The 25292-nt window shown below is 42.0% G+C and carries 22 protein-coding genes; 7 read left to right on the top strand and 15 right to left on the bottom strand.

All coding sequences use genetic code 11. The features are described 5' to 3' along the window. Positions 1 to 76: 76 nt before the first annotated feature. Positions 77 to 886, bottom strand: coding sequence for an ATP-dependent sacrificial sulfur transferase LarE (gene larE, locus V7D18_RS02710; protein WP_426151208.1), 810 nt, complete (start codon positions 884 to 886; stop codon positions 77 to 79). Between the two features lie 546 nt (positions 887 to 1432). Between larE and V7D18_RS02705 the strand changes: the two genes are divergently transcribed. Then, positions 1433 to 2041, top strand: coding sequence for a DUF1847 domain-containing protein (locus V7D18_RS02705; RefSeq protein WP_426151206.1), 609 nt, complete (start codon positions 1433 to 1435; stop codon positions 2039 to 2041). A gap of 87 nt (positions 2042 to 2128) precedes the next feature. On the opposite strand, the gene V7D18_RS02700 is transcribed toward V7D18_RS02705, so the two are convergent. The 3 genes from V7D18_RS02700 to V7D18_RS02690 all read right to left on the bottom strand — a co-directional run bounded on the left by V7D18_RS02700 (position 2129) and on the right by V7D18_RS02690 (position 6204). Then, positions 2129 to 2518, bottom strand: a complete 390-nt coding sequence (locus V7D18_RS02700) for a VOC family protein (RefSeq protein WP_426151204.1) — start codon at positions 2516 to 2518, stop codon at positions 2129 to 2131. A 517-nt stretch (positions 2519 to 3035) separates the two neighbouring features. Beyond that, a complete protein-coding gene (locus V7D18_RS02695; protein WP_426151202.1) occupies positions 3036 to 4307 on the bottom strand; it encodes a hypothetical protein in 1272 nt (423 codons plus the stop codon). Between the two features lie 751 nt (positions 4308 to 5058). Further along, positions 5059 to 6204, bottom strand: coding sequence for a glycosyl hydrolase family 18 protein (locus tag V7D18_RS02690; RefSeq protein WP_426151200.1), 1146 nt, complete (start codon positions 6202 to 6204; stop codon positions 5059 to 5061). Positions 6205 to 6352: 148 nt separating this feature from the next. Here V7D18_RS02690 and V7D18_RS02685 point away from each other — a divergent pair, with 148 nt between their 5' ends. Both V7D18_RS02685 and V7D18_RS02680 read left to right on the top strand, forming a co-directional pair. Beyond that, a complete protein-coding gene (locus V7D18_RS02685; RefSeq protein WP_117415983.1) occupies positions 6353 to 7048 on the top strand; it encodes a response regulator transcription factor in 696 nt (231 codons plus the stop codon). Between the two features lie 8 nt (positions 7049 to 7056). Next, positions 7057 to 9327 (top strand): histidine kinase dimerization/phospho-acceptor domain-containing protein, encoded by a 2271-nt coding sequence (locus V7D18_RS02680; protein WP_426151198.1) that lies wholly within the window; start codon positions 7057 to 7059, stop codon positions 9325 to 9327. Here the strand turns inward: V7D18_RS02680 and V7D18_RS02675 are convergent. Continuing rightward, positions 9317 to 10678, bottom strand: coding sequence for an MATE family efflux transporter (locus V7D18_RS02675; protein WP_426151196.1), 1362 nt, complete (start codon positions 10676 to 10678; stop codon positions 9317 to 9319). The genes V7D18_RS02680 and V7D18_RS02675 overlap by 11 nt on opposite strands. A gap of 15 nt (positions 10679 to 10693) precedes the next feature. Beyond that, a complete protein-coding gene (locus V7D18_RS02670; protein WP_426151195.1) occupies positions 10694 to 12223 on the bottom strand; it encodes a peptidoglycan-binding protein in 1530 nt (509 codons plus the stop codon). A gap of 165 nt (positions 12224 to 12388) precedes the next feature. Between V7D18_RS02670 and V7D18_RS02665 the strand changes: the two genes are divergently transcribed. Then, positions 12389 to 13195 carry a ZIP family metal transporter gene (locus V7D18_RS02665; protein ID WP_426151193.1) on the top strand — a complete coding sequence of 269 codons (807 nt, stop codon included), beginning with the start codon at positions 12389 to 12391 and terminating at the stop codon, positions 13193 to 13195. A 52-nt stretch (positions 13196 to 13247) separates the two neighbouring features. Here V7D18_RS02665 and V7D18_RS02660 read toward each other — a convergent pair whose 3' ends face one another. From V7D18_RS02660 to V7D18_RS02620, 9 genes are all read right to left on the bottom strand, one after another. After that, the gene (locus V7D18_RS02660; protein ID WP_426151191.1) at positions 13248 to 14975 is read right to left on the bottom strand and encodes a methyl-accepting chemotaxis protein; all 1728 of its coding nucleotides are present in this window, start codon (positions 14973 to 14975) and stop codon (positions 13248 to 13250) included. Positions 14976 to 15171: 196 nt separating this feature from the next. Continuing rightward, positions 15172 to 15588 (bottom strand): ATP synthase F1 subunit epsilon, encoded by a 417-nt coding sequence (gene atpC / locus V7D18_RS02655; protein ID WP_426151189.1) that lies wholly within the window; start codon positions 15586 to 15588, stop codon positions 15172 to 15174. 16 nt (positions 15589 to 15604) lie between these two features. Further along, entirely contained in the window at positions 15605 to 16999 is a 1395-nt protein-coding gene (gene atpD / locus V7D18_RS02650; protein WP_426151187.1) for a F0F1 ATP synthase subunit beta, read from the bottom strand. Between the two features lie 62 nt (positions 17000 to 17061). Next, positions 17062 to 17958 carry an ATP synthase F1 subunit gamma gene (gene atpG / locus V7D18_RS02645; protein WP_426151185.1) on the bottom strand — a complete coding sequence of 299 codons (897 nt, stop codon included), beginning with the start codon at positions 17956 to 17958 and terminating at the stop codon, positions 17062 to 17064. Between the two features lie 3 nt (positions 17959 to 17961). Next, positions 17962 to 19470 carry a F0F1 ATP synthase subunit alpha gene (gene atpA / locus V7D18_RS02640; protein ID WP_426151183.1) on the bottom strand — a complete coding sequence of 503 codons (1509 nt, stop codon included), beginning with the start codon at positions 19468 to 19470 and terminating at the stop codon, positions 17962 to 17964. 5 nt (positions 19471 to 19475) lie between these two features. Next, positions 19476 to 19976: an ATP synthase F1 subunit delta gene (atpH, locus tag V7D18_RS02635; protein WP_426151181.1), complete on the bottom strand. Its 501-nt coding sequence runs from the start codon at positions 19974 to 19976 to the stop codon at positions 19476 to 19478. Beyond that, positions 19957 to 20457 carry a F0F1 ATP synthase subunit B gene (gene atpF / locus V7D18_RS02630; protein ID WP_288828282.1) on the bottom strand — a complete coding sequence of 167 codons (501 nt, stop codon included), beginning with the start codon at positions 20455 to 20457 and terminating at the stop codon, positions 19957 to 19959. Before atpF ends, atpH begins: the two co-directional genes overlap by 20 nt. A 54-nt stretch (positions 20458 to 20511) precedes the next feature. Beyond that, positions 20512 to 20730: an ATP synthase F0 subunit C gene (gene atpE, locus V7D18_RS02625; RefSeq protein WP_097005478.1), complete on the bottom strand. Its 219-nt coding sequence runs from the start codon at positions 20728 to 20730 to the stop codon at positions 20512 to 20514. Positions 20731 to 20758: 28 nt separating this feature from the next. Then, the gene (locus V7D18_RS02620) at positions 20759 to 21454 is read right to left on the bottom strand and encodes a F0F1 ATP synthase subunit A (protein ID WP_426151179.1); all 696 of its coding nucleotides are present in this window, start codon (positions 21452 to 21454) and stop codon (positions 20759 to 20761) included. A 671-nt stretch (positions 21455 to 22125) separates the two neighbouring features. On the opposite strand from V7D18_RS02620, the gene V7D18_RS02615 reads away from it, so the two are divergent. The 3 genes from V7D18_RS02615 to V7D18_RS02605 all read left to right on the top strand — a co-directional run bounded on the left by V7D18_RS02615 (position 22126) and on the right by V7D18_RS02605 (position 25246). Continuing rightward, positions 22126 to 23865: a GGDEF domain-containing protein gene (locus V7D18_RS02615; RefSeq protein ID WP_426151177.1), complete on the top strand. Its 1740-nt coding sequence runs from the start codon at positions 22126 to 22128 to the stop codon at positions 23863 to 23865. Between the two features lie 78 nt (positions 23866 to 23943). Beyond that, on the top strand, positions 23944 to 24417 hold the full coding sequence (locus V7D18_RS02610; protein ID WP_426151175.1) for a hypothetical protein: 474 nt from the start codon (positions 23944 to 23946) through the stop codon (positions 24415 to 24417). A gap of 10 nt (positions 24418 to 24427) precedes the next feature. Then, entirely contained in the window at positions 24428 to 25246 is an 819-nt protein-coding gene (locus V7D18_RS02605; protein ID WP_426151173.1) for a DUF1189 domain-containing protein, read from the top strand. The last annotated feature ends 46 nt before the right edge of the window (positions 25247 to 25292 follow it).

The raw sequence follows: 25292 nt of genomic DNA, 5'->3' as shown, positions 1-25292 counted from the left end.
TATATAATTTTATACACAAAGCAAAGGAGAATCTGAAGAAAAAATATATCTCTCCTGCAGATTCTCCATAATCTTATCATTTATTCAGCGTCATATTCATGCTTCCCATACGGTAACCGTCTAAATCCAGCGTTACGTATGAAAAACCAATGCGATGAAACTCAGCCGTTATCACACTCTTATCAGGTTCTGTTATAAGCTGTGGAATCTGACCCGGAAGCACTTCAATCCTGGCAATTGTACCATGGATCCGAACTCTCACCTGATGAAATCCCAGATCCAGTAAAAGCTGCTCCGCTTTGTCAACCATAGACAGCTTTTCCCTGGAAATAGTCTCCCCATATACAAACCGGCTTGAAAGGCAGGCAAAAGACTGTTTGTTCCAGGTTTTTAACCCCAGACCCCTGGATAATTCCCTGATTTCATCCTTATTCAGTTCTGCATAGCGCAGCGGACTGTGTACTCCCAGCTCTGCTACCGCTTTCAGTCCGGGGCGGTAGTCACTGTTATCATCTAAATTGGAGCCTTCGGCAATATGCTTTATTCCATATTCTGCTGCTACCTCTGTAACCTTTTCAAACAGTTCATGTTTACATAAATAACACCTGTTTTTCGGATTGCTGCTAAAGCCTTCTATATCCAGTTCTTCACTGTCAACAACAAAATGTGGAATTCCCTCTTTCACGCAAAACTGGATCGCCTCATTCAGCTCCCGCTCCGGAAAGGAGCAGGACCTGGCCGTCACTGCAATCACACGGTCGCCAAGTACTTCGTGCGCTGTTTTTAATAAAAATGTTGAATCCACCCCTGAAGAAAAAGCAACTGCCAGGCTGTCCAGATTGGAAATATAATCTCTCAGTTTCTGATCTTTCTCTTGAATATTCATATAGTCTCCTTAAATCACACTTTATTAATATGTTTATAGGAATTATAGCAATTGAAGGAGCAGGTGTCAACAACCCATTTTCACAAAGTCTTCACAGAACCATCATTATCTGGTCACATTTTTCCGGTATATTAATAATCACAAAGAGGTCAATAACCTTTTCATATAAATACTTTTTCATACTTCAGCCGGTAGGATCCCGCCAATCTTACCGGCTCCTCCCTTTATCCTCCCCCCCCCTGTTTACATATCTGGAATCCTTACCTTATTTGCCAATTACTGCTTTTCGATCCATCCTTTCTATATTCCATCGTATTACTATTAGTGTTACAATTAGGTTGTTCAAAAAAACAGACCAAGAGGAGGTAATTGATTATGTATTTTGATTTCAGTTCCTGTAATTTCAGTGATTTATTAAAATTAATTTCACAGTTTTGCAAATAGCAGTTTCTTATGGGGTTCAGCCAGGTTGGTTGAACCTTTTTTAATGGATCTGTGTTATAATCATCTTAAAATCAAACAACAAATATAAAAAAAGAGGTGGTAATGATGTATTTTTGTGCCTCATGTAAGGTTCATTCCTGCAGTTCCGGTAATTTTTCAAACGCACCCAAAGGCTGTCCCAGTCTCTCAAATGATATGGAGAACCTGTCATCTATGTATCAGGATGAGGAAAATTTTAAAATCTCCAGAGCTTCTGCGATAGTGGTAAGTGACAGATATGGAAGCAAAACCAGATTAGAAGAAACCATGGATTTTGCCAGAGAATGCAAATACGAAAACCTGGGACTGGCGTTTTGTATCGGACTTACAAATGAAGCGGAGGTATTGCGAAATGTACTTGTGAGCAATGGTTTTAAGGTCGATTCCATATTATGCAAAACCGGCCATTTATCCAGAGAACTCATTGGAATTCACGATAATCCGGTTGCTATGTGCAACCCTATTGCACAGGCCCATTTTCTCAATGAAGCAAAAACAGATTTAAACATAATACTAGATCTCTGTGTGGGTCACGATTCTCTGTTTATAAAATATTCCGATGCTCCAGTCACCGTATTCGCGGTCAAAGACCGTGTACTGTGTCATAATCCTTTGGGTGCCATTTATCAGGCTGATTCTTATTATCATGATAAACTGTTTCCCTCAAAATGATTAAACTGGTCTGACTGAGCCTTCAGCTTTACAGAAAAAGACTGCTAACATTTGTTCTTGTCGTTAGCAGCCTTCCTTACTTGCTTTCTATTGATTAAATGAGCCGATTTCAATCAAATTACCTTCCGGATCTGCAATATAGCAGGTGCGCTGTCCCCAGGTTTCCGTTGTCGGTTCTAAAACAGGGGTTGCTCCTTTTGAAACCACCTCCTGGAATGTCAAATCTACAGCATCAAAATTTTCCACGCTTAACGCTATTTCGTAATGCCCATTAATTGCCTTTGCATAATTAAATCCCCTGTTTGTCATCTTCTCAAAATCACTTCTCCGATACAGCAAAAACAATGTACCATCTTTTTCCAGATAAACATTCGTTGCATTTTCATCTTCCTTTATTTCAAATCCCAGTACATCACGATAAAATCGTACCATTACTGCCATATCCTCTACGAAAATTCCAAATCCATCTAATTTCATTTCTTAGTCATACCTCCTGTTTTTAACAATCGTACAACATAAAACAGGACAGCTGTCTGTCATAATAAAAAATCAATCAAATTATTTTAACATCTGAGGATATTATACCATAATAGTTAACATCACGATATTTATCTTTATATCTATTAAAGTGTCTTAAAACCCCTTCACATTTAAAACCAGTTTTTTCAATAACTCTACACGATGCTCTATTAACAGAAAAGGCAAGGTAGAACGTCATTTACTGGTGCTTTGAAAACTATCAAAAGGTGTTTTATGGATGCCAGTGTGCCAGGTGACGTTGTATTCCCGAATGTAATCAATAAGGAACTGGTTGAACTATGCAAGTGAAGTGATGGATTCCAGATCAAGCGTATAGAGCCATCTCTCCTTGAGGGTCCTTTACAGATATTTTAAATAATATTTAACTAAAACTATTGTAGCGTGGATTATGAAATCAAACTTATAACTTTCATTTATCTTAAAGAAAAAGCCCCAGTTTCCCAGGGCTATCTCATTAATCACCATATTCATCTACTTCAACGCTTGTTATTTGATCATATGAAATGTAATCTTTTCTGCTTGTGAATGAAGCCCTATTGTAATTCTTTTCTATTGCATAAGTTGGGCTTGATGTAGGTTTATTATTATACCATGTCATAAACTCATTTACCTTTTCCATAGTAAGATCGTACTCCTTACGCTCGCCATTTTGCATGGTAATGACAAGAAGAGCTCGTTTACCTGTCTGCGTTGAATCGGTTGAAGCTGTAGGCGTTGCTGAGGCTTCATTGGAATTCCAGCTTTCACTACCATCTTTTATTACAGTTACAACGTAGTAATATGTAGTTCCATTGGTTACAGCCGTGTCTATGTAAGTATTGCTTGTTATACCTGTCGCTATTGGTGTGTATGAGCCACCTGCTGTTGTAGAACGCTTAACTGAGTAACTTGTTGCGTCTTTTACTTTTGGCCAGGTTAAGTCTACCTTGGAATTTCCTCCGACGGCTACTAATTTTGTTGGTATATTGGTGTTTGTTGAATCCCCAGAATCTGGTGTGCCTCCTGGAGTTGTTGATGATGCTATTATAACTGAATCGTAAATCTGTACATCATCTAAATCTGCAGTTAAATATGAGTACGCATTGGTAGTATTCGCATACCTCACTCCCACTGTGACATTTTTATGAACAATATCAACTAATTGTGTTTTAGTAATATAAGGAGTTGTCATATCATCAACGTATACTTTAGCAGTAGAAGTACCATCCCACGTATACATTATATCATGCCATCTTCCATCGCAAATATGAACAGGTGTTGCGCCCAAAGATTCATCACTACTAAATTGAAGAAGCCCTTTACCATTCATATTTTTGCTTCCTAAAATTCTAATAAAAAAATTACTACCTTTTTCTATATCGTAGCTACTAAAAATAATTTCATCTTCTTCGGAAAGTGTTGAAGCTTCTTTTCTAATTTTAAATCTAATTGATTTTGCGCCTTTAGGCAATATACTTCCTGAAAACTGTATAATATCTTTATTGGAACCTTCAAAATGTTTCGCTCGTCCTTTTCCATTATAACCAAGAACAAATGTTTCGCTCGTAGTGGTACCATCTATTGCATTTTCTTTAGCTGAATCTAAAACAGCATCTTCACTATCATTATCAAAAGTATACTCATGCACTGGTTTAACTTCATCAGCAAAAGCATAAATCTGCCCCAAAAACAATACACTAAACATAAAACAAATAACCATTGCTATTTTAAGCAATTTACTCTTCATACAATGTACCTCCAAATTTATCTTTTGTAATTTTTGTCGTTTAAATATTCTAAATTAGTAAATAAAATTGCAGAAAAGAAAGCCATCTGAAAGAACAAATGACTAAATTTTTTTATATAATCGATTATAGGTAGCCGTTTTAATTTATTATTTAGAACCCTTGTATGTTATCATAAATAAAATACCACTTCAACTATATAATTCCACAAATTGGTAATTATTTCACTAATCCCGGATACTGCAATGTATCCTGTCCCGGAATTAACGTTATCGGCTCCATAGCCATCTTACCGTCCTTGTCCAGGTAGTCTTTTCATTCTCCTTAACGAAATAATCCGCTAACCTTCGATACTCTCCATTGTCGTAAAGAGATAAACTTTATGGTTTGTTGAAAGAATTCCACAGAATTGTATTTTCATAAAAAGGTGTTGAGTTGGATGCGTGGATTGAGACCGCATCAAACTTAAAGATTGATGAACTTGACACCTATTTAAACGGCTTACGCTAGGACCTCAATGCGGTAAAAAGTGCTTGCTGAAGGAAGCGTCAATAAAATTTTGTATTATGTATGGTAGAAATAGTTTTCAGTTACTTCGTGCAAAGTTACTTTTAAATGAGTTTTACTACAAAATCAACTAACTCTGGAAAGAACCGTTTTACCGTTTACCTGGTACGACTGTTCTTCTGAAGTATACTCTAAAAATGCAGGATAAAGGAATGTTCACAATTCCCCACCCTGCATTTACTACCTCTAATCTCCAACCTTCCTTGCTTCAAACATCTGGCTCAGTACAAGCCAGTTTGCCCGGAAGAATTGCATGATCTGCCAGTACCCGGCTCCCGTTAATCCATATTCTTTAATTAAATCAAACTTTGCTTTGTAACTCCTCACATCTTCAAACCATACCTCATGTTCAATTCCAAACTTCCAATAACGGAAAAATGGCGACATTGCCTCTTCATCAAACTGAATTTCAGCTCCATTTTCAATGGCTATCTGTATCGCTTCCAGATTACTTATGGTTTCCGCTCTCGTAACTCCCCGCTCATATGGAAGAGGCCAGTCATATCCATAATTAGGGATACCTAGGCTAATCTTATATAATGGAATCTCGGTTATAGCGTAATCTACCACTTTCCTTACCATATTGATTGGTGCAACTGCCATGGGTGGGCCGTATGTATACCCCCATTCATAAGTCATAAGCAAAACTCTGTTTGCCGCTTCTCCAAGAAGCCTGTAATCCACACCTTCATACAAAAGCCCGCTCTGTTCAGCCGATGTCTTGGGAGCCAGAGCCACCGTTACCTGATAGCCAAACTGATTCATAATCTGTGTGGTTCGTTTCACAAAATCTGCATAAGCCTGACGGTCATCTGCCATAATGTACTCAAAGTCAATATCCAGACCTCCAAACCGCTTCTCCTGCATGATTCTTCCCAGATTCCACATCAGACGCTGCTGGATCTGAGGATTATGCACCAGATTTGTAACCAGGCTATTGTTAAACCTCCCATCAGGTCCAAAAGGCGTTAAGGACAGAACGGGGCGCACCCCCGCTTCCAGCGCCCGGTCAATCATCCAGTCATCTGGACTCTGAGGCGGAACCAGATCTCCCTCCAGCGTAAATCCATAGGAAAAAACAAAAAGATCTGTGAGAAATGGAAGTGTCTGATCCAGATTATCCGGATCTATGAAGGGGTATGCATAACCAAATACGTATAGTGGAATCCTGTCTTCGGGAGGACTGTCTCCTCTGATATAAAGTGCCTGACCTACAGCCAGGCGGTATGGAGGAAAAATCTGATTGTCATATGTTAAAGCTTCTACCGGAACGTTTTGGGACGCGGCAATGGAATCTACACTGTCTCCCGGCTGTACTACATATATGTTCATAGCAGCACCCTTTTACCTGAATTGGTAAAGCATATGAAAAAGCAGGTGGAAACATGATAGAAACGGTTCATTTTCCTTTTCTTCATAAAAAAGTAATATGCTTTTTTACTGCCTTCGTTGTATAATATTGAAAAAAGGAGGTTATCAAATGCAAAATATCTTAGTATGTGACGATGATAAGCAAATTGTTGAAGCGATTGATATATATCTAACCGGAGAAGGATTTCATATAATTAAGGCCTATGACGGTTTTGAAGCTCTGGAACTACTGGAGGAAAATGAGGTTGACTTAATGATTCTGGATGTAATGATGCCTGGTCTGGATGGAATCCGCACCACATTAAAAGTAAGGGAGACCAGCAGCATTCCCATCATCATTCTTTCAGCCAAGTCCGAAGACACAGATAAAATTCTGGGTCTGAATATCGGGGCAGATGACTACATTACCAAACCATTTAACCCGCTGGAGCTGGTTGCCAGAGTGAAATCACAGATGCGCCGTTACACCCAGCTTGGGAACATGAACCAGCAGCCTGCCGGTCAGATCTACAAATGCGGCGGACTTGCCATCAATGATGATAATAAGGAAGTTACGGTTGATGAGGAGATTATAAAGCTGACTCCCATTGAATACAACATCCTTTTACTTCTTGTTAAAAATGCAGGAAAAGTGTTTTCCATCGATGAGATATATGAACAGATCTGGAACGAGGAGGCCATTGGTGCTGACAATACCGTTGCCGTTCATATCCGTCATATCCGGGAAAAAATTGAGATTAATCCCAGAGAGCCACGGTATTTAAAGGTAGTCTGGGGTGTCGGGTATAAGATCGAAAAGCAATAGGAGCCATTATGAAAAAAAGAAAAGAAAAGGCCGTCCTGGCCCATCTCCTGTTCTCCCTTCTGGTAGTGATCGGCGTCACTATCATGTACAACAACACCCACTATGGGGAAGGAATCAGCTGGATTGCCCACGAAACCTATGAAGACACTCCCGAATTTGCAGGTCAGTTAAAATCTGACATTGATGACATATTTAATTATGTTAAATATAAGGAAGTATTTGAAACAAACGGAAAACTGGATTACTCCAAATTTATCATCCGGGTAGCTGACGGTCCGGGAACCACAAAAGATTACACGTTAGATGAGATGATCCGGCACGCCAAGTCCCAGGGCTATTATCTGAACGAACAGTTTAAGGTCAGCGGGGGACATCCCAAGGAAAGCAACAGTGAAGAGCTGAATTACCAGGTGCTTTACCGCGCATACGAGCCTGACTTCAAAGCGGTTGAGCCGGGAGACTCCTTTCAGACCATTGATCAGCTCTCCTATGAGGTCCTTTCTCATTTAGGCAACTATTACCGGTTTTATTACCGGTTTATTCAGAATCCGGGTAACTTAAAGTTCGAAATCCGGTATCAGAATACAGCAGATGATTATAAACTCTACACCAATTTCCCAGGAAAAACCATTGATGAGTTTAAATCCATGGGGAAATATTTATACGTAACGGGTGAGGCTCTCTATGTAGACTCCAACTTAACAGCCGTTCCAAAGAACGTGTCCTCTGAGCTTGAGAAGATGAATCCCTATAATAATGGCAATTATCATATGTCTGTAGCAGTCAATACCTCCTACCCCTATAATGATGCCTATTATCAGGCCGCTGAATCCTTTGATCAGATGCGTCTTCTTTTCATCTTTGGAATGATCTGCCTTGCACTTGGAATCTTAGGGTGTGCTGCAACCCTTTATATGCTGGTCCTTTTTACCGGTTTGCCGGAAGAACAGAGCCACTCTCTGATTGTTCAGAAAATCGATCAGCTGCCCGCAGAGATCAGTCTGGTCCTGTATCTGGCTGCTGCCGGTTTTGCCCTGCTGTTTTCAAACCTGATTATTTATAAAATTATTCATCTGTTCCTTGCTTCTGAGAAATGGTATTATGGAGAACTGGTATTAAAAATCCTGATCTTTTATGCCGCAGGAGTCGTTGCCGCCTTAAACCTTTTAAAACAGTATAAGTCCGGCAGACTATGGAAAAACAGCCTTTTTCATAAAGGCTTAATGGCTCTCGGACTCTATTTCAAAGATCACCGTTTTACAACAAGAATCATGATAGCCTATTCCCTGTTTCTGGTTTTTAATGTCATAATGATTATGGCATTTGCATTTTTACTGTTCACCTATAGCGATCTGGAGTCCAGAATTCTTATGGGAGCGGTGGTTGTTCTGTTCTGCGTCCTGGATCTTTGGGTATTTCACCAGATGTACAAAAATGCATGGCAGACCGACCAGATCAACCATGCACTATTAAACATATCCAATGGAAATACCACATATAAGATCGATACAAAAAAGTTTTATGGAAAAGAACGGGAACTTGCAGATAATATCAATCATATAAGCTCAGGACTTGAAACTGCACTTCAGGAAAAGGTACGCAGTGAGCGGCTTAAGGCTGATCTTATTACTAACGTATCTCACGACATTAAAACCCCGCTTACGTCCATTATTAACTATGTGGATTTAATTAAAAGGGAGAACATCCAGGACCCACGGATTCAGGGTTATCTGGATGTTCTGGACCAGAAATCCCAGCGTTTAAAGACATTGACAGAAGACTTAGTAGAAGCTTCCAAGGCCAGCTCCGGTAACTTAAAGTTAGATATGGCAAGCATAGATTTTGTTGAACTCATCCACCAGACAAACGGTGAATTCGAAGAAAAGTTTTCACTCCGTCATTTGGAGCTGGTGTCTGAGCTTCCAGACGAAACCCTGCTGATCGAAGCAGATGGGCGGTACTTGTGGAGAGTGCTTGAGAACCTTTACAACAATGCGTTTAAATATGCAATGGAACACAGCCGTGTCTATGTAGATATTGTAAAAGAAGATGAAAAGATATTATTTACCATAAAGAACATTTCAGAAAATCCGTTAAATATCCGCGCGGACGAACTGACAGAGCGGTTCGTCCGCGGAGATGTAGCCAGAACTACTGAAGGAAGCGGTTTGGGCATCTCTATTGCAAAGAGCCTGACAGAGCTTCAGGGCGGGGAGTTTCGGCTTTACATTGACGGAGATTTATTTAAGGCGACTCTTGCGTTTCCTCTCAGGAAATAAGACGGATTTTTTCCCATTTACCGGTTAGATAACGGGTCAGAGAGATGATGTAATTAGCGGTCCAGCCGATTGGTACTGCAAACCAGACGGCCTGGACCCCGATTACAGGCGCAAGCAAAGCCGCTCCTGATACACGGATTGCCAGATTCACCAGATTGGCTGCTGTAAACACCACAACATCTCCTGCTCCTCGTAAAAGTCCGTCGGTAATTGCCTTTAGTCCAATAAAGATATAGAAGAAGGAAATGAACCTCACATAGCTGATTCCTGTCGCAAACGCCTCCTGTGCACTGCTCTCATTTAAAAAGCTTCTTATAAACACCTCTCCAAGACTCTCCATTATGACGCAGATTGTCACTGCGAACACCGCTGCCATCAGACAGCAGACTCCATATCCCTTCCTGACACGATCCATTCTTTTAGCCCCCATATTCTGGGCAGTGTACGTTGACATGGCATTTCCCAGCGCCAGCATTGGCACAATGCAGATGGATTCAATCCTGGTTCCTGCCGCAAAACCTGCCATGACAGCAGATCCAAACCCGTTGACAACTGACTGTACCAAAAGCATTCCAATGTGTACGATGGATTGCTGAAGTGTGGAGGGAATGGCTACCCGCATCATGTGAACCGTCATCTTCCAATCATAAATATGGAATAATTCTGTGGTTTCATAAAATTTAAGCCTCCTGACCAGGATGAAAAACGATAAAACTGCTGACAGCCCCTGGGCAATTAAAGTAGCAACCGCCACACCGGATACTCCTTTGTGAAACTGTGTAACAAACAAGAGATCCAGCACGATATTTAACAGAGATGAGAAGACAAGAAGATACAATGGCGTTTTGGAATCTCCAAGAGACTGAAACACAGCTGCCTGAACATTATACATAAACAGAAAAGGCAGTCCCATAAAATAAATGCTTAAGTAAACTGATGCCTCTCCAAAGACATTGGATGGCGTATTCATAAGATGGAGAATCCGGTCATTAAAAATAAGACCAAATCCACCCAGAACCACTCCTATGGTCAGAAAATTTAACAGTGTGGTAGAAATGGCAGTTTTCATATTACCCGTCTGCTTCGCTCCAAGAAACTGTGAGACCACCACAGAGCTTCCGATTCCTCCTCCCACAGCTATTGCGATAAACACATTGGTAATAGAGAAAGACGCCCCCACTGAAGCAAGGGCTTCTTCCCCAACAAAACGTCCCACAACAACAGAATCAATAATATTATAAAACTGCTGAAATAAATTACCCAGGATCATGGGAAGTGCAAAAAGAAGGAGTGACCTTCCCGGCGAATCCGTGATCATGTTAATTTCTTTTTTCTGTTTTTTCATACCCATTATTCTGAACCGTTCCTATCCAAATATACGCCAGCCACAGATAAAATTGTTGCTCCACCAGGAGCTTAAGGCACGTTCTACCACACGTCCGTTACTTGAGGAAGCATCAATTACCTTCCCGCCGCCTGCCACGATTCCCACATGGCCGCTGACAACAATAATATCTCCCGCCTGCAGACTGCCGAAGCTTGAAATCTTTGTGTATTTTCCAACATTTCTCCAACCGGAAGAGGTCAGATAGCTCTGACGTACACCTGCCTGATTTAAGGACCAGTATATAAAGCCGGAGCAGTCGAAGGAACCAGATCCTTTTGCTCCCCATACATAGGGACTTCCAAGCTTGGATCTTGCGATGGAAAGGAGTCCTCTGACACCGGAACCGCCTTTTACAGTACCGCTTTTGCCGGAGTCACTACCCGAACCACCGGAAGCCCCGGCCGATTTTACACCGCTTCCAGTTAATTTATTCATGGTCATCTGACCTACGGCTCCATCTGATGAAAGACCGTTTCTGCTCTGGAATGCTTTTACAGCCTTTTCTGTTGCTTCTCCGTAATAGCCGGTTATATTTCCTTTTGCAAGATATCCGTATTTATTTAAGAGCTGCTGGATTCTGGTGACAGAATCTCCCTGCTCACCAAGTCCCATACCGTTGGGCTGGGCTTCCGTACTGTTTAATGCAATTCTTGTTGAGGGTCCCAGATACCCGTCTACTACAAGGTCATTTCGTGACTGGAACTGTTTAACAGCTGTTACGGTATCATTTCCATAAGCCCCATCTGGTTCTGTGATCAGATAGCCCAGAGCTTTTAAACGCTGCTGGCTGGCCAGCACTACGTCACTCTTTTCTCCATAGGTAAGATAATTAGGACGGATCTCCTCACTGTAAAGCAGGTTGATTGTCTGGCGTCCTACCTTTCCATCCACATTCAGACCATTGACTTCCTGAAGCTTCTGTACCGCAATCTCCGTTTCATCACCAAAAGTTCCTGAAACCTGCCCTGCATTTGCAAGGTAACCCAATTCATAAAGACGGTTCTGAATCCTGGTGATATCATCCCCCTGAACGCCCTTGGCAACCGCATAGTATTTGGCGGATGGAGACATAATGGAATTTAAAGTCTCCGGTCCAACAATTCCATCCTGAACCAGTCCATTCTGCCTCTGATAAGTCTTTACTGCCGCCTCTGTCACATTTCCAAAATAATTGGTAGGTTCATCATTATCCATAAATCCGAGATTCATCAGCCGTTCCTGAAGACTTGCCACTACCGGATGCTCCACACCGTTTCTCAGAAACTCAGGTATGGGATTTTCCTTCAGTTCCGGAACATCATCAAGGCCTGGCAGCAAAAATCCTCCAGGTGTCAAAATGTTAACAGGCTGATCTTTCTTTGTCTCAGAAACAACAGCAACGGCTGGTGTGGCAGCCCCTGTTTCCTTAGGTCCACTTTCACTATTGCATGCAGACAGGCAGGCTGCAGTCACTGCGGCCAGTAAAACCGGTCCTGCAAAACGTCTGTTCCAGTCTTTATCTATGTTCATCAATCAATTTCCTTTCCTATGTAAAATCAGGTCTATTTTAACACAATTTTGTCGGAAATGGAAAGGGAATTTATTTCATTGCCACATTTTCCAGGATATGATATAGTTAAAGTGAGAAATGCGAGTTAGTATTTACTAACATCTCTTATAGAATGGAGGAAACTTATGACACCAATATTATGGGCTGCCGGAGGAACCGGTTTTACATTTTTGATGACAACGCTGGGAGCTTCGGTTGTATTTTTCTTCCGAAGGGAAGTAAACCAATCTGTCCAGAGAGTTTTTCTGGGATTTGCTGCAGGCGTTATGATTGCAGCATCCGTCTGGTCACTGCTGATACCAGCCATAGAAGAAGCTGAAGCAAAGGGAGGAATTGGCTGGATTCCTGCTGCCGGAGGATTTTTACTGGGAGTTTTATTTTTAATTGTACTGGACACCTATCTGCCCCATCTTCATCCAGATATGAGCAGTCCCGAACTTAATAAAGCTGAAGGCATTTCGTCTTCCTGGAAGCGCACCACATTGTTAGTCATGGCAGTTACACTTCATAACATACCGGAAGGTATGGCTGTAGGTCTGGCTTTTGCCCTTGCCGCACAGCATGGAGGTGACCCTGCACTTTATACCTCAGCCATGGCTCTTGCCATCGGAATTGGTATTCAGAACTTTCCGGAAGGCGCTGCCATATCCCTTCCCCTCAGACAGGAAGGCCTTACTGCACGCAAAGCATTTATAAAGGGAAGCTTATCCGGAATTGTGGAACCTGTATTTGGTATCCTGACAGTCATGGCCGCAGGAGGAATTGCACCGTTAATGCCCTGGCTTTTGTCCTTTGCAGCGGGCGCCATGATGTATGTGGTAGTAGAGGAGCTGATCCCTGAGGCTCACTTAGGTGAGCATTCCAATGTGGGAACTCTGGGAGTCATGGCAGGATTTCTTGTCATGATGATACTGGATGTTTCTTTAGGCTGAAAAACGGGCCCTGGACAGTGAAAAACATCTGCCATGGCCCGTCTTATTTACTTTAGGTTACATCTTCTGTTACTTTTCTGTCATTATACAGCTGAAACCGCTCCACAAGCTGCTCTAAATATGCGGCCTGACTGGAAAGTTCTTCACTGGCAGCTGCACTTTCCTCCGCAGTAGCGGAATTGGTATGAACGACTGCCGCGATCTGGTTGACTCTGCCTGATACATTCTCCACCGACTCTGCCTGTTTTTCTGATGCATGGGTAATCTGATTCACGGTATCTACCACCTGATCCATGGTTTCTCTTACCACATTAAGAGAACGAGAAGTCTGTTCTGCGATGCCCATTCCCTTTTCCACTGTGCTCACGGAGTTTTCAATTAAAATGGCCGTATTCTTGCTTGCTTCCGCACTCTTGCCTGCTAAGTTTCTTACCTCATCTGCAACAACAGCGAACCCTTTTCCGGCTTCTCCTGCTCTCGCAGCTTCCACAGCAGCATTCAGGGCAAGAATATTGGTCTGAAATGCAATATCCTCGATTGCCTTCATAATCTTTCCAATCTCCTGGGAAGACTGGCTGATCTCTCTCATGGCATCGTTCATGGATACCATATGCTGATTGCTTTCTTCTACCTCTGCCTGTGCCTGTTCCGTAAGAGTATTGGCTTTCTTTGCATGATCTGCATTATCCCGGATCTGTTCAGAAATATGGGAAATAGCCTCCGTCAGATCCTCCAATGCCGTTGCCTGTTCAGTGGCTCCCTGTGACAGCATCTGAGCTGCGTCAGAAACCTGATCGGAACTGACATCTACCTGGGCACTTGCTTCATGAATATCTCCAAGTGTACTGTTAAAACTCTTTAAAATGGTAACAAAAGAGCTCTTTATTTCTGAAAAATCACCTACAAAATCAGTAATCTGATCTCTTGGCACCGTTAAATCTCCCTTAGAAAGCCGTAAAAGTACAGAAGAAATCTCTGAAATATAGGCATCAAGGGTTTTCATGGTAAGACGGAGATTCTCTGCCAGACCTCCAAGCTCATCACCCGATTGATATGTAATGTAGCGGACTGCCTTTAAATCTCCGTTTGCCATCTCCTTTGCTGCCAGATCCAGTTCCTTTAAAGGCTTTAAAATGGACCTGGAGAAAAGAACAGCCGTAACGGCACATAAGACAATGGTCAGCACCATAATTATCACACCTGCAAATAAATACAGATTACTTGACTTATTCGCTGACTGGACAAATCCCTGGGCATCTTTCGCCACAAGGTCTCCCAGATTTACTGCCTGGGTTCTGACCTCTTCAATCTTGGGCTCATACGCGCTTTTTACAAGATTCCTCGCTTCATCAAGCTTTTCGTCTGAAGTAAGGCTGAGTACATTTTCTCTTATCTGAGCTGTCTCTGAGATACCGGTCTGAATCTTTCCCAGAACATCCTTTTCTTCCTGAGTTCTTACCTTCAGGTTTAAGTCTGCCAATGCTTTTTGGATATCCTGGCTGTCCTGGTCCATAACCGCCTTTGCTTCCTCAGTAGCTGAACTTAATTCCGTTTTTTTCACACTGGTCAGCCGGTAAAGTGCCATCTGACTATCCAAAATTCCACGGCGGATTTCCCAAGTGCTCTGCGCGGCAGAATATGGCTTGTCGTATAAATCCTGTGCATTTCCTGCAATCTTTTTCATACCCATTAAAAGACCTGAAAAAGCAATAATTCCAAATACAATAATCATACCAAAAGCAGCAAATACCTTTGCTCTTATCTTTAGATGCTTAAACACAATAACTCCTCCATAATCTATTTACCTGTTGTTTACAGGCTTTGTACTGTTTACTATAGCACCATTCAAATACACCGTCAACCGCAGCATTTCCAATAAAAACCATATAATCAATTGATTTTTTATACAAAAAAAGATACCCAATCAACAGAATACTGCTTTTTTCGGGTATCTCTATTATAATGTTCATTTCCTATCAGATCTCATATTTATGCTTGGTGCGCAGTCTCGCCAGAGATCTGGCTAAGGATGCCTCAAAATGAGAATGCTCCTGAAGGCTCTTACCCTGTCTTAACTGTTCCTCTGCTCTCTCCCTGGCTTCTTCAGCACGACGTTCGTCAATGTCCTCAGGAAGTTCTGCAGTATCCACCAGCAGAGTCACACGGTTGTTGACAATCTGAACAAATCCCCTTCCTACCACAGCGTGGATCCATTCTCCGTTATCATTCATCAGCCTCATTTCTCCTATTGCAACGGCAATTACCATATCTTCATGATGGGGCAGAACTGCCTTTTCACCATCTTCCAGAGGAATGATTAACTTCTGACACAGTCCTTTGTAAAAAACCTTATCACTTGCAAGCACCTGAAGGAAAAATGTACTTGTACTCACTGGCAGCACCTCCAAGTTAAGCCTGTAATGTCCGGGCCTTTTCTATTACTTCGTCAATAGTTCCTACATTAAAGAATGCAGCTTCCGGATACTGATCCATTTCACCGTCGACGATTGCTTTAAATCCACGTACAGTCTCCTTTAAAGGAACATACTTTCCTGTGATTCCGGTAAAGTTTTCTGCAACGGAGAAAGGCTGGGATAAGAATTTCTGAATTTTTCTTGCACGATAAACAGTGGTCTTATCGTCATCACCCAGTTCTTCCATACCAAGAATTGCAATAATATCCTGAAGTTCTTTGTATTTCTGAAGTAGCTCCTGTACTTTTCGTGCTACTTCATAATGCTCTTCACCAACTACATCAGGCTCTAAGATACGGGAGTTGGATTCCAGAGGATCAACCGCCGGATAAATACCCTGTTCCACAATCTTTCTGGATAAAACCGTAGTTGCATCCAGGTGGGCAAACGTAGTTGCCGGAGCAGGATCTGTAAGGTCATCAGCTGGAACATAAACAGCCTGTACAGAAGTAACAGAACCATTTCTTGTTGATGTGATTCTCTCCTGCAGCTCACCCATCTCAGTAGCCAGCGTCGGCTGATAACCTACCGCAGAAGGCATACGTCCGAGAAGCGCAGAAACCTCAGAACCTGCCTGTGTAAAACGGAAAATGTTATCAATGAATAAAAGCACGTTTTTATGCTCCTCATCACGGAAATATTCCGCCATGGTAAGTCCGGTCTCAGCAACACGCATACGTGCGCCAGGCGGCTCGTTCATCTGTCCGAATACCAGAGCTGTCTTTGCAATTACGCCGGATTCTCCCATTTCAGTCCATAAGTCATTTCCTTCTCGGGAACGCTCTCCAACACCGGTAAAAATGGAATATCCACCATGTTCCGTTGCGATGTTATGAATCAGCTCCTGAATTAAAACGGTCTTACCAACACCGGCGCCTCCGAACAAACCAACCTTACCGCCCTTGGCATAAGGAGCAAGAAGGTCAATTACCTTAATACCTGTCTCCAGGATTTCTGCAACCGGACTCTGCTCTTCAAATGGAGGCGGATCTCTGTGAATGACCCACTTAGGTCCTTCCTTTAACGCTTCTCCGTTATCGATGGTATCACCAAGAACATTAAACAAACGTCCTAAAGTCTGCTCCCCAACAGGAACTTTAATACCTTCTCCCGTAGCGGTTACTTCCATATCCTTACACAGACCTTCACTGGAAGCCAGCATAATACAACGGACTGTGCTGTTGCCCATATGCTGGGCAACTTCCATTACGCAGCGTTTCCCGTCATTATCCACCTCAAGGGCGTCTTTGATGCAGGGAAGGTCGCTGCCCTCTAAAAATTCCACATCTACTACAGGTCCTAAGACCTGAACAATTTTGCCTTTATTCATAATCTGTTACTCACAGTCGTGAGGACTCCTCCTCTCTCAATTTATGGAAAATACGATATAGCCTAAGCCTTCTTTTGTTTCTTCTTCTGTGCCTTTGCTCCGCTGATTACCTCAGTAATTTCCTGGGTAATTGCTGCCTGCCGCACCCGGTTATAAGTGATTGCCAGGCCGTCAAGCATTTCCTGGGCACTCTTTGTGGCCGCCTGCATTGCCATCATTCTGGAATTCTGCTCGCTGGAATAAGATTCCACCAGTCCTCCATAAATAAATCCTGCAATATAGTTGGGCACGATGGAGTCAATCACTGCCTGGGGAGATGGCTTCATGGTGATTTCCTCTAAATGAACGTTCAAAGGAACATTCTGTCCGGGACGATTCTTGGGAATAGGCAGAAGCTGCTGTATTTCGGCTTCCATTTTCATCGCATTGACCATTCTGGTATAAATCATATACACTTCATCAAGCTTCCCTGACAGAAAATAATCAACGATTTTCTCTTCAATAATTCTTGCACGGCTCATATTGGGTTTCTGTACTGTATAGCGGAAATCCTGTTCCACCGGTATTCCTTTTTTAGAAAAATACTGCTGTCCCAAATCACCTACCACAAACAGAGTGGGGTTTCCTCCCTTATCAATCTGTTCCTGAGCCAGCTTAAAAACGTTGTGATTATAAGCACCTGCAAGGCCTTTATCTGCTGTTACTACGATATATCCGATTTTACGGTCCTCTTTTTTAATTTCCGGCCGGGTATCTAAATACGGGTCATCAATGTCGGGCGTATGCCTTATGATTCTGTCAATGGTTCTCTGCAGCCCGTAAAAATAAGGCTCCGTATCAGTCAGTGCTTTTCTGGCCCTTTTTAACTTTGACGAGGAAATGGTATACATCGCATTGGTTATTTTCATGGTACTTTTAATGCTGTTCATCCTGCTTTGTATCTCTCTCGCATTTGCCATATCTTACACCCGTTTCTGTTTAAATTCTGCTACCCCATCGAGGATCTTCTGCTTCAGTTCATCAGACAACACCTTTGTTTCCTCAATCTCTTTGACAATTTCCGGATGAACGCTCTCAAAGAAATCAAGTAAATTTCTCTGAAATTCTTTCATTTTGGGAACTTCCACATCGAGCAGGAGGCGGTTATTGGCTGTAATCAGGCTGATCACCTGTTCATGAAGGCTTAATGGATGGCATAAAGGCTGCTTTAACAGTTCCGTTAAACCTCTGCCGAACTGAATCTGCTCCTTGGTTGCCGCATCAAGGTCAGAACTGAACTGGGTAAATACCTCCATCTCACGGCACTGGGCCAGATCGATACGAATACTTCCTGCTGCTTTTTTCATCGCTTTTGTCTGAGCCGCACCGCCTACACGGGATACGGATAAACCAACGTTTACTGCAGGTCTCATACCGGAGAAAAAGAGGTCACTCTCTAAAAAGATCTGTCCATCTGTAATAGAAATAACGTTTGTCGGAATATAAGCAGATACGTCTCCAGCCTGGGTCTCAATGATAGGAAGCGCTGTAATGGATCCGCCTCCCAGTTCCTCCTTTAAGCGGCTGGAACGCTCCAGAAGCCTTGAATGGAGATAGAAAACATCACCTGGGTATGCCTCACGTCCCGGAGAGCGCTCCAGAAGCAGAGATAAAGCACGGTATGCTACTGCATGCTTGGAAAGATCATCATATACGATCAGTACGTCTTTGCCTTTATACATGAAATGCTCAGCAAGTGCCGTTCCAGAGTAAGGTGCAATATACTGCAGAGGAGCCGTTTCACTGGCTGTGGAGGACACTACAATGGTGTAATCCATGGCGCCGTAATGAGTCAGGGTATTTACAAGTTTGGCAACTGTTGATGCTTTCTGGCCGACTGCTACGTATACACAGATAACATCTTTCCCTTTCTGGTTTAAGATGGCATCAACTGCAATCGAAGTTTTACCTGTCTGGCGGTCTCCGATAATCAACTCTCTCTGTCCACGTCCAATGGGAAACATGGAGTCTATTGCAAGAATACCGGTTTCCATGGGAACAGATACACTCTTTCTGTCGATGATACCGGGGGCCTCATTTTCAATCGGGCGGAAATCATCAGAAGGAATCTCTCCTTTTCCATCAATGGGAGCTCCCAGTGCATTCACTACTCTGCCGACAAACTGATCTCCAACCGGAATTCCGGCTCGTCTCTTTGTCCTTGTAACCTTGCAGCCTTCCTTTATATCGCGGTCTGAACCAAAGAGAATACAGCCGATATCTTCTCTTCTGATATCCTGTACCATTCCCTTGACACCGTTATCAAATATAACAATCTCACCGTACATCGCATGGTCAATTCCGTAAACCGTTGCAATGCCGTCGCCTACGCTTAAGACAGTTCCCACTTCCTGGTCTCTGGCATGAGCGTCATAATCCTTAATTTCACTTCTCAATATAGAAATAATTTCATCTGAATTGATGGAAGCCACGTTTTTCACCTCCGCATTATATTTTGTTCTAATTGTCTCAGACGTCCCTTTAAACTCCAGTCAGTCTCCACATCTCCCACACGGAGGATGAAGCCACCGATTAAACCGGGGTCTTCGATCATGCAGAGTCTTACTTCCTTTTTCTCATATTTCCTGCAAAGCATGGCCTTAATCTCACGGATCTGTTCTTCATCCGGTTCCGTCACATAATAAAGCGATGCTTCTAAAATCCCCGCTTCCTTACATACCCTGGAACGCCACGCCTCAAATATTTCATCTGCAAGATCTATATCACGGCGATCCACCAGTACCTTTAAAAAGATTCTGACAGATTCGTCAAAAACCCGCTCAATAATCCGGTGTTTGCTGGTTTTGGGAACCACAGGGCTGTTTAAGACACGCTTAAGCTCCGGCACTGTAAGCGCCAGAGCCGCATCCTCTATCACCTTCCCGGGAAGGGAGAGCTCATACAGCACCTGCCCGTAATTAATTGCTGCCTGCGTCATGGGAATCACCTGCTTCTGCTAAAAATGAATCATAAAGCGCCTGATTTGCTTTCGCGTTTGTTTCCTGGCCAACTACCTTGGCTGCTGCCGCAATTACCAGACCTGCAATTTGGGCTTTTGCTTCACGCATTGCTTTTTCCTGATCAGCTTCTGTCTTCTTCTGGGCTTCGCTGATCACGCGTCCCGCATCCTCCTGCGCATCCTTTAAGATCCTGTCATACTGGGCTTTCGCCTGGATTTTCGCTTCCTCAATCAGCCTTGCACCCTCTTCTGCCGAAGCGGCCAGTTTCTCTTCATACTGCTTTTTCAAAACTGCTGCCTGCCCTTCAGAAGACCTTGCATTGCCGATGCTCTGCTCAATCATCGATTGCCGTTTATTTATAACATTCATAACCGGCTGAATCAGGAAATGCCTCAGCAGAAAATACAGGACGATGAGATTCACGATATTCCACACAAAGTTCATATCCAGTCTAAGCATCTGTATCGCCTGCCTTTCTATTATTTTTTTCCATGTACATCCTGTCGGTATAAATTATTTAAGGAATAAAATGATAAGAATGGCTACAACGAAACCATAAATAGCTGTTGCCTCTGCAAGCGCACAGCCAAGTAACAGCATTTTGCTGATCTTGCCTTCTGCTTCCGGCTGTCTTGCAATAGCGTCTGTTGCTTTTGATGTTGCGATACCAATACCGATTCCTGCTCCTAAACCTGTAAATACTGCGATTCCTGCTCCAATTGCTGCAAACATAATTATTTCTCCTTTTTCATCAAAAATTTTATTCTAATGCTTCTTTCATAAATAAACCTGTTAAAAATACAAATACATACGCCTGAATCAATCCGTCAAAAATGTCAAAATACATGGTAAACGGTATTGGTACAATGAAACCCGCTACCTGCTTAATCAGTTCCATTACTACGAATGATCCCAAAACATTACCGAATAACCGCATGCACAGCGACAAAGGTCTGATAAACAGTTCCATGATATTCATTGGGGTTAACAGCGGCATAGGCTCTGCAAATGCCTTTAAAAAACCTTTTCCCCCTTTTTTATGAAAACCGGAATATTCTATCAGCACAATGCTCATAACCGCAAGTGCAGCAGTGGCATTTAAATCCTTGGTGGGAGGCTTAAAGCCGATGATGCCGATTAAGTTCGCTACACCGATATAAATTGCCACAGAAATCAGATAAGGGATGTAGCGTTTCCCTTCCTCACCGATCAGACCTTCAAAAAAATTGTAAAGTCCGCCGATAGCCAACTCAAGCACCTGCTGTTTCTTTCCAGGATTCTCAACCTGCAGATTTCTAACCAGGATGATGGAAAGGACAGTCAATGCCAGCATGATCACCCATGTCACCACTACGGATTCAGCGATTGGAATGCCGCCGAATATCGGAATGGTAAAGACCGTTTCGCAGTTCAGTTCCTCTAATAACTTCTCTGCCAGCTCCTCCGTAATGCTCACTTCCTTTCTTAGAGACTGTTTTTCTCCTTTATGGTTCCCAATCAACCGTATTGTACGTGTAAATATACAATGTTGTTTGAGTATACCGTGTATCATACTTTCATCTGAAAGAATTGTCAACTTTTTGACTGATTCATAACATCTTATTAATGCTCACAATTGTTTGAACATTTGGAACAATTTTAACCGCCTTAATTCTGAATTTATTATTAATTTTTTAACCTAAAATGTAAACAAATTGTAAAGTCACCCTTTTTAAGCGGATTTTTCTAGGTTATATGTAGAATTTTTTTCTAATATTTTGTGTAAATTGCCAGGTATTTTTTTTTGTTTTTTTAATTCATCGTCATAAGTAACTAACAGAGGTCTAAATATAGCATTTTACATGGATAAAAAACCAGTTGCCATTTTATCATGCTAAAGCGTTACTATCAAAACACACAAATGCTCCCGCGTATTTAAATAACATTTTAAACGTCTCTCTTCCTATTAAAATGATCTATATTCTGGAAGATTAAGGAAAAATATCACCTGACCATCCGGTCTGCCTTCAAGGAGCATCAGACCGTTAAACAAGTATTACATATTCTTTACTGTAATATGCTTGTTTTCTTTTTATCCATACTATAAAATTGTTCCATCACAATGTGAACGGAATAAGGAGCATTGTCATGGACGACAAACATCAGCTATTAGACAGGATTTTAGAAGGTCGGCATTTAACGCCGGTGTTTCAGCCAATCGTTTCGCTTGTGGATGGAAAAACCTACGGCTACGAAGCGTTGAGCCGCATATCGGAAAAAGAACTTGAAATGAATATTGAGGAATTGTTTCAGACAGCATTTAAGCATAATAAGTCCTGGGAGCTGGAAACCCTGTGCAGGGGAAAAGCGCTTGAGCAGTCCGTATATATGGAGCGGGGGAAAAAACTATTTCTCAATGTAAACTGCAATATTATTTATGACAATACCTTCAGGGAAGGTTTTACTAAAGCATACTTACAGAAATTCGGATTAAATTCCAATGACATTATCTTTGAAATAACAGAGCGCGTCTCTATATTGGATACCCACGCATTTACTTCAGCAGTAGATCACTACCAGAAGCAGAATTACGGAATCGCCATTGATGATGTGGGTGCCGGTTATTCCGGCCTTAATATTATCGCCAATGCCAAACCAGATTTAATAAAGCTTGACATGAACATGATCAGAGATGTACATAAAGATGAGACGAAGCAGATGCTGATTAAAGCATTGTCCGAATTCGGCAAAAATTCAGGAATTATTGTAATTGCGGAAGGAATTGAAACAGAAGCGGAGCTGGATACATTAATCGGTCTGGGCGTTGGCTATGGCCAGGGCTTTTATCTGGGCTTTCCAGACCAGGATTTCAAGGATATTTCTAAAGAAAAAGCAGATTTAATCAAAAGTTGTCAGGCAAAAAGTTATATCAGAAAGAGCAAGACCTCCATCTATCCCATGGCCGGATATTTATCACGTTCAGGCCACACCTTTTCCCCCTGTGAAAAAGCTCTGAAAATATACGAGACACTCCAGAATGACCCCACCATTACTGAATTTACAGTAACAGAAAAGGGAGCCGCCATTGGTTTTATGACAAGAACTTCCCTGATCGAAAAATTCGGCGGCAGATACGGTTTTAGTCTTAACTCAAAGAAAAGCATACAGCAGCTGACCAGCAAAAACTTTCTCAGCGTGAATTACGATATGCCCGTCAATCAGGTTTCCAAGCTGGCCATGCAGCGGCAATATGAACAGCTTTACAATCCCATTGTTGTGGAAAAGGAAGGAAACTACTGGGGTATTGTCACGATTAAAGATCTGCTGGAAGCCTGTACAAAGGTGGAAGTGGATACTGCCATGCACTCCAATCCGCTGACTGGTCTGCCCGGTAACCTTTTGATCGACCAGGAAATTTTATACCGGGTTCTCGGTGATGCTCCCTATTGCATCATATATTTTGATATTGATAACTTCAAATCCTATAATGATGCATATAGCTTTCAGTCCGGAGATATGATGCTTATGCTTCTTGCCGATACCTTGAATAAAGCAGCTGTCAAAAGTGAATTTATCGGCCATATCGGTGGGGATGATTTTATCGTTATCTGTGATTACCACGAGGCGGAGATGTACTGTGAGAAGGTCATTGATCACTTTTCCCAACGCGTTCCTTCCCTGTACCACAAAGACGACATTGACAGAGGGTATATTATCTCCAAAAACAGGCGGGGACTTACGGAAGAGTTCCCAATTGCAAGCCTGTCTGTGGCAGGGATTTCAAACCGGACGAGGACCTATAAAAATATAGACTCCTTCTCAGCAGATATTGCTGAGCTTAAAAAGAAATGTAAAAGACAGACTGGAAGCTATTACGAAATAGTATAAATGAAAGACTTCTCCTTTCATTCACCATATGATAAGATAATCATGTATAAAAACACTTAAGAGAAAGGATACATGAGTATGGGTAAAGTATGGAAAGTAAAGGTTGATGAAAAGGAGTATGAGATCAGGCTGAAGGGGAATAAGGTTCTTGTGAATAATGAAGTAAACAAACTGAAAGACTTCCTGGTTAAACGGGAGTGGTTTCAAGCTGCTTATGCCCTTAATATCGGAACTAAAAAGGCTTTGTTAATTGTAAGTTCCCTGATCGGGGGAACTAAGCTGGTGATTGACGAGAAAGATTGTGCAACGGGAGAAACATATGTTCCGGTTAATATTCCAAAATGGGCATATGTTTTCATGGCATTACACATGATAAATCTTATAAATGGTCTTTTGGGAGCGGCGATTGGTTTAATTGGCTGTTCTGCTACCGTTTCAATTTCTTCCAACAAAAAAATGCATATAGCCGCAAGAGTGGCCCTGGATTTTGTAGTGCTGATTTTGGTTTATGCTTTAGTTTTTGGAATTGGACTTTCAATAGCACAGTTATAAAGGAGGAAAGATGAAAATGAATGTATTTAAGGAACTTATATTATCTCTTTATGATTTTAAAAGCTATAAAGAATTTATAAAAAATAAACGCAGGAAAGTTTTTTTAGCAGGTGTTGTTCTTATGGTCCTATATTTTTCGCTGACCATGATTGTTCCATTTCTAAAATTTCAGTTTAAAACGGGGGGATTTGTAAAAATCATAGAGGATTATGTTCCTGATTTTAAGTTGAGCAGCGGGACGCTTTGGGTTGAGAAACCAGTCGAATACGAAAAAGACGGTACGTATATTTATATAAATACCTCCCCGGATACCTCTTTTTATGATGCGGATGAGATCGGGGAATATCTTACAGATTATTATCAGGTAGTTCTGATGGATTCGGAAAAGGTTATTGTAAAGAATAAAGGCGAAATTACAGAAAGATACTTTTCCGATTTTGACATGGATTTCAGCAGGGATGAACTTCAGCAATGGGTACCCAGTGCCTATCTGATTGTAACAGCTTTCATGATTCTGGCGTTTCTATTCATGACGGCGCTGTTTTTCTTTGGAGTACTGGTTGTTGCACTTATCGGAATGATAGCCGCCTCCTGTATGAAGTACCGCCTTACCTTTGGACAGCTATATCAGATGGGAGTCTATGCCAGAACGCTGCCTTTATTACTTAAAGCAATCGTATCCTTTCTACCATTCTCCATACCGATGTTTGGTATCATTAATTTTGGAATCTCAGTTCTGTATATTGTACTTGCCATACAGAAGATGAAGGAATCTAATCTGGAAAAGCCTATAGAATTTGTTTCAGAGCAGAGTGATTATTTCAGATAAAAGCAGGTGCGAAAGTATTGAGATAAGGGCACTGAAAAAGTAGATA

The organism is Lacrimispora sp. 38-1, from assembly GCF_049890855.1.
GTDB lineage: Bacteria > Bacillota > Clostridia > Lachnospirales > Lachnospiraceae > Lacrimispora.
Note: the sequence above shows the minus strand (reverse complement) of the source record. Positions and strands in the feature narration are given on the sequence as shown.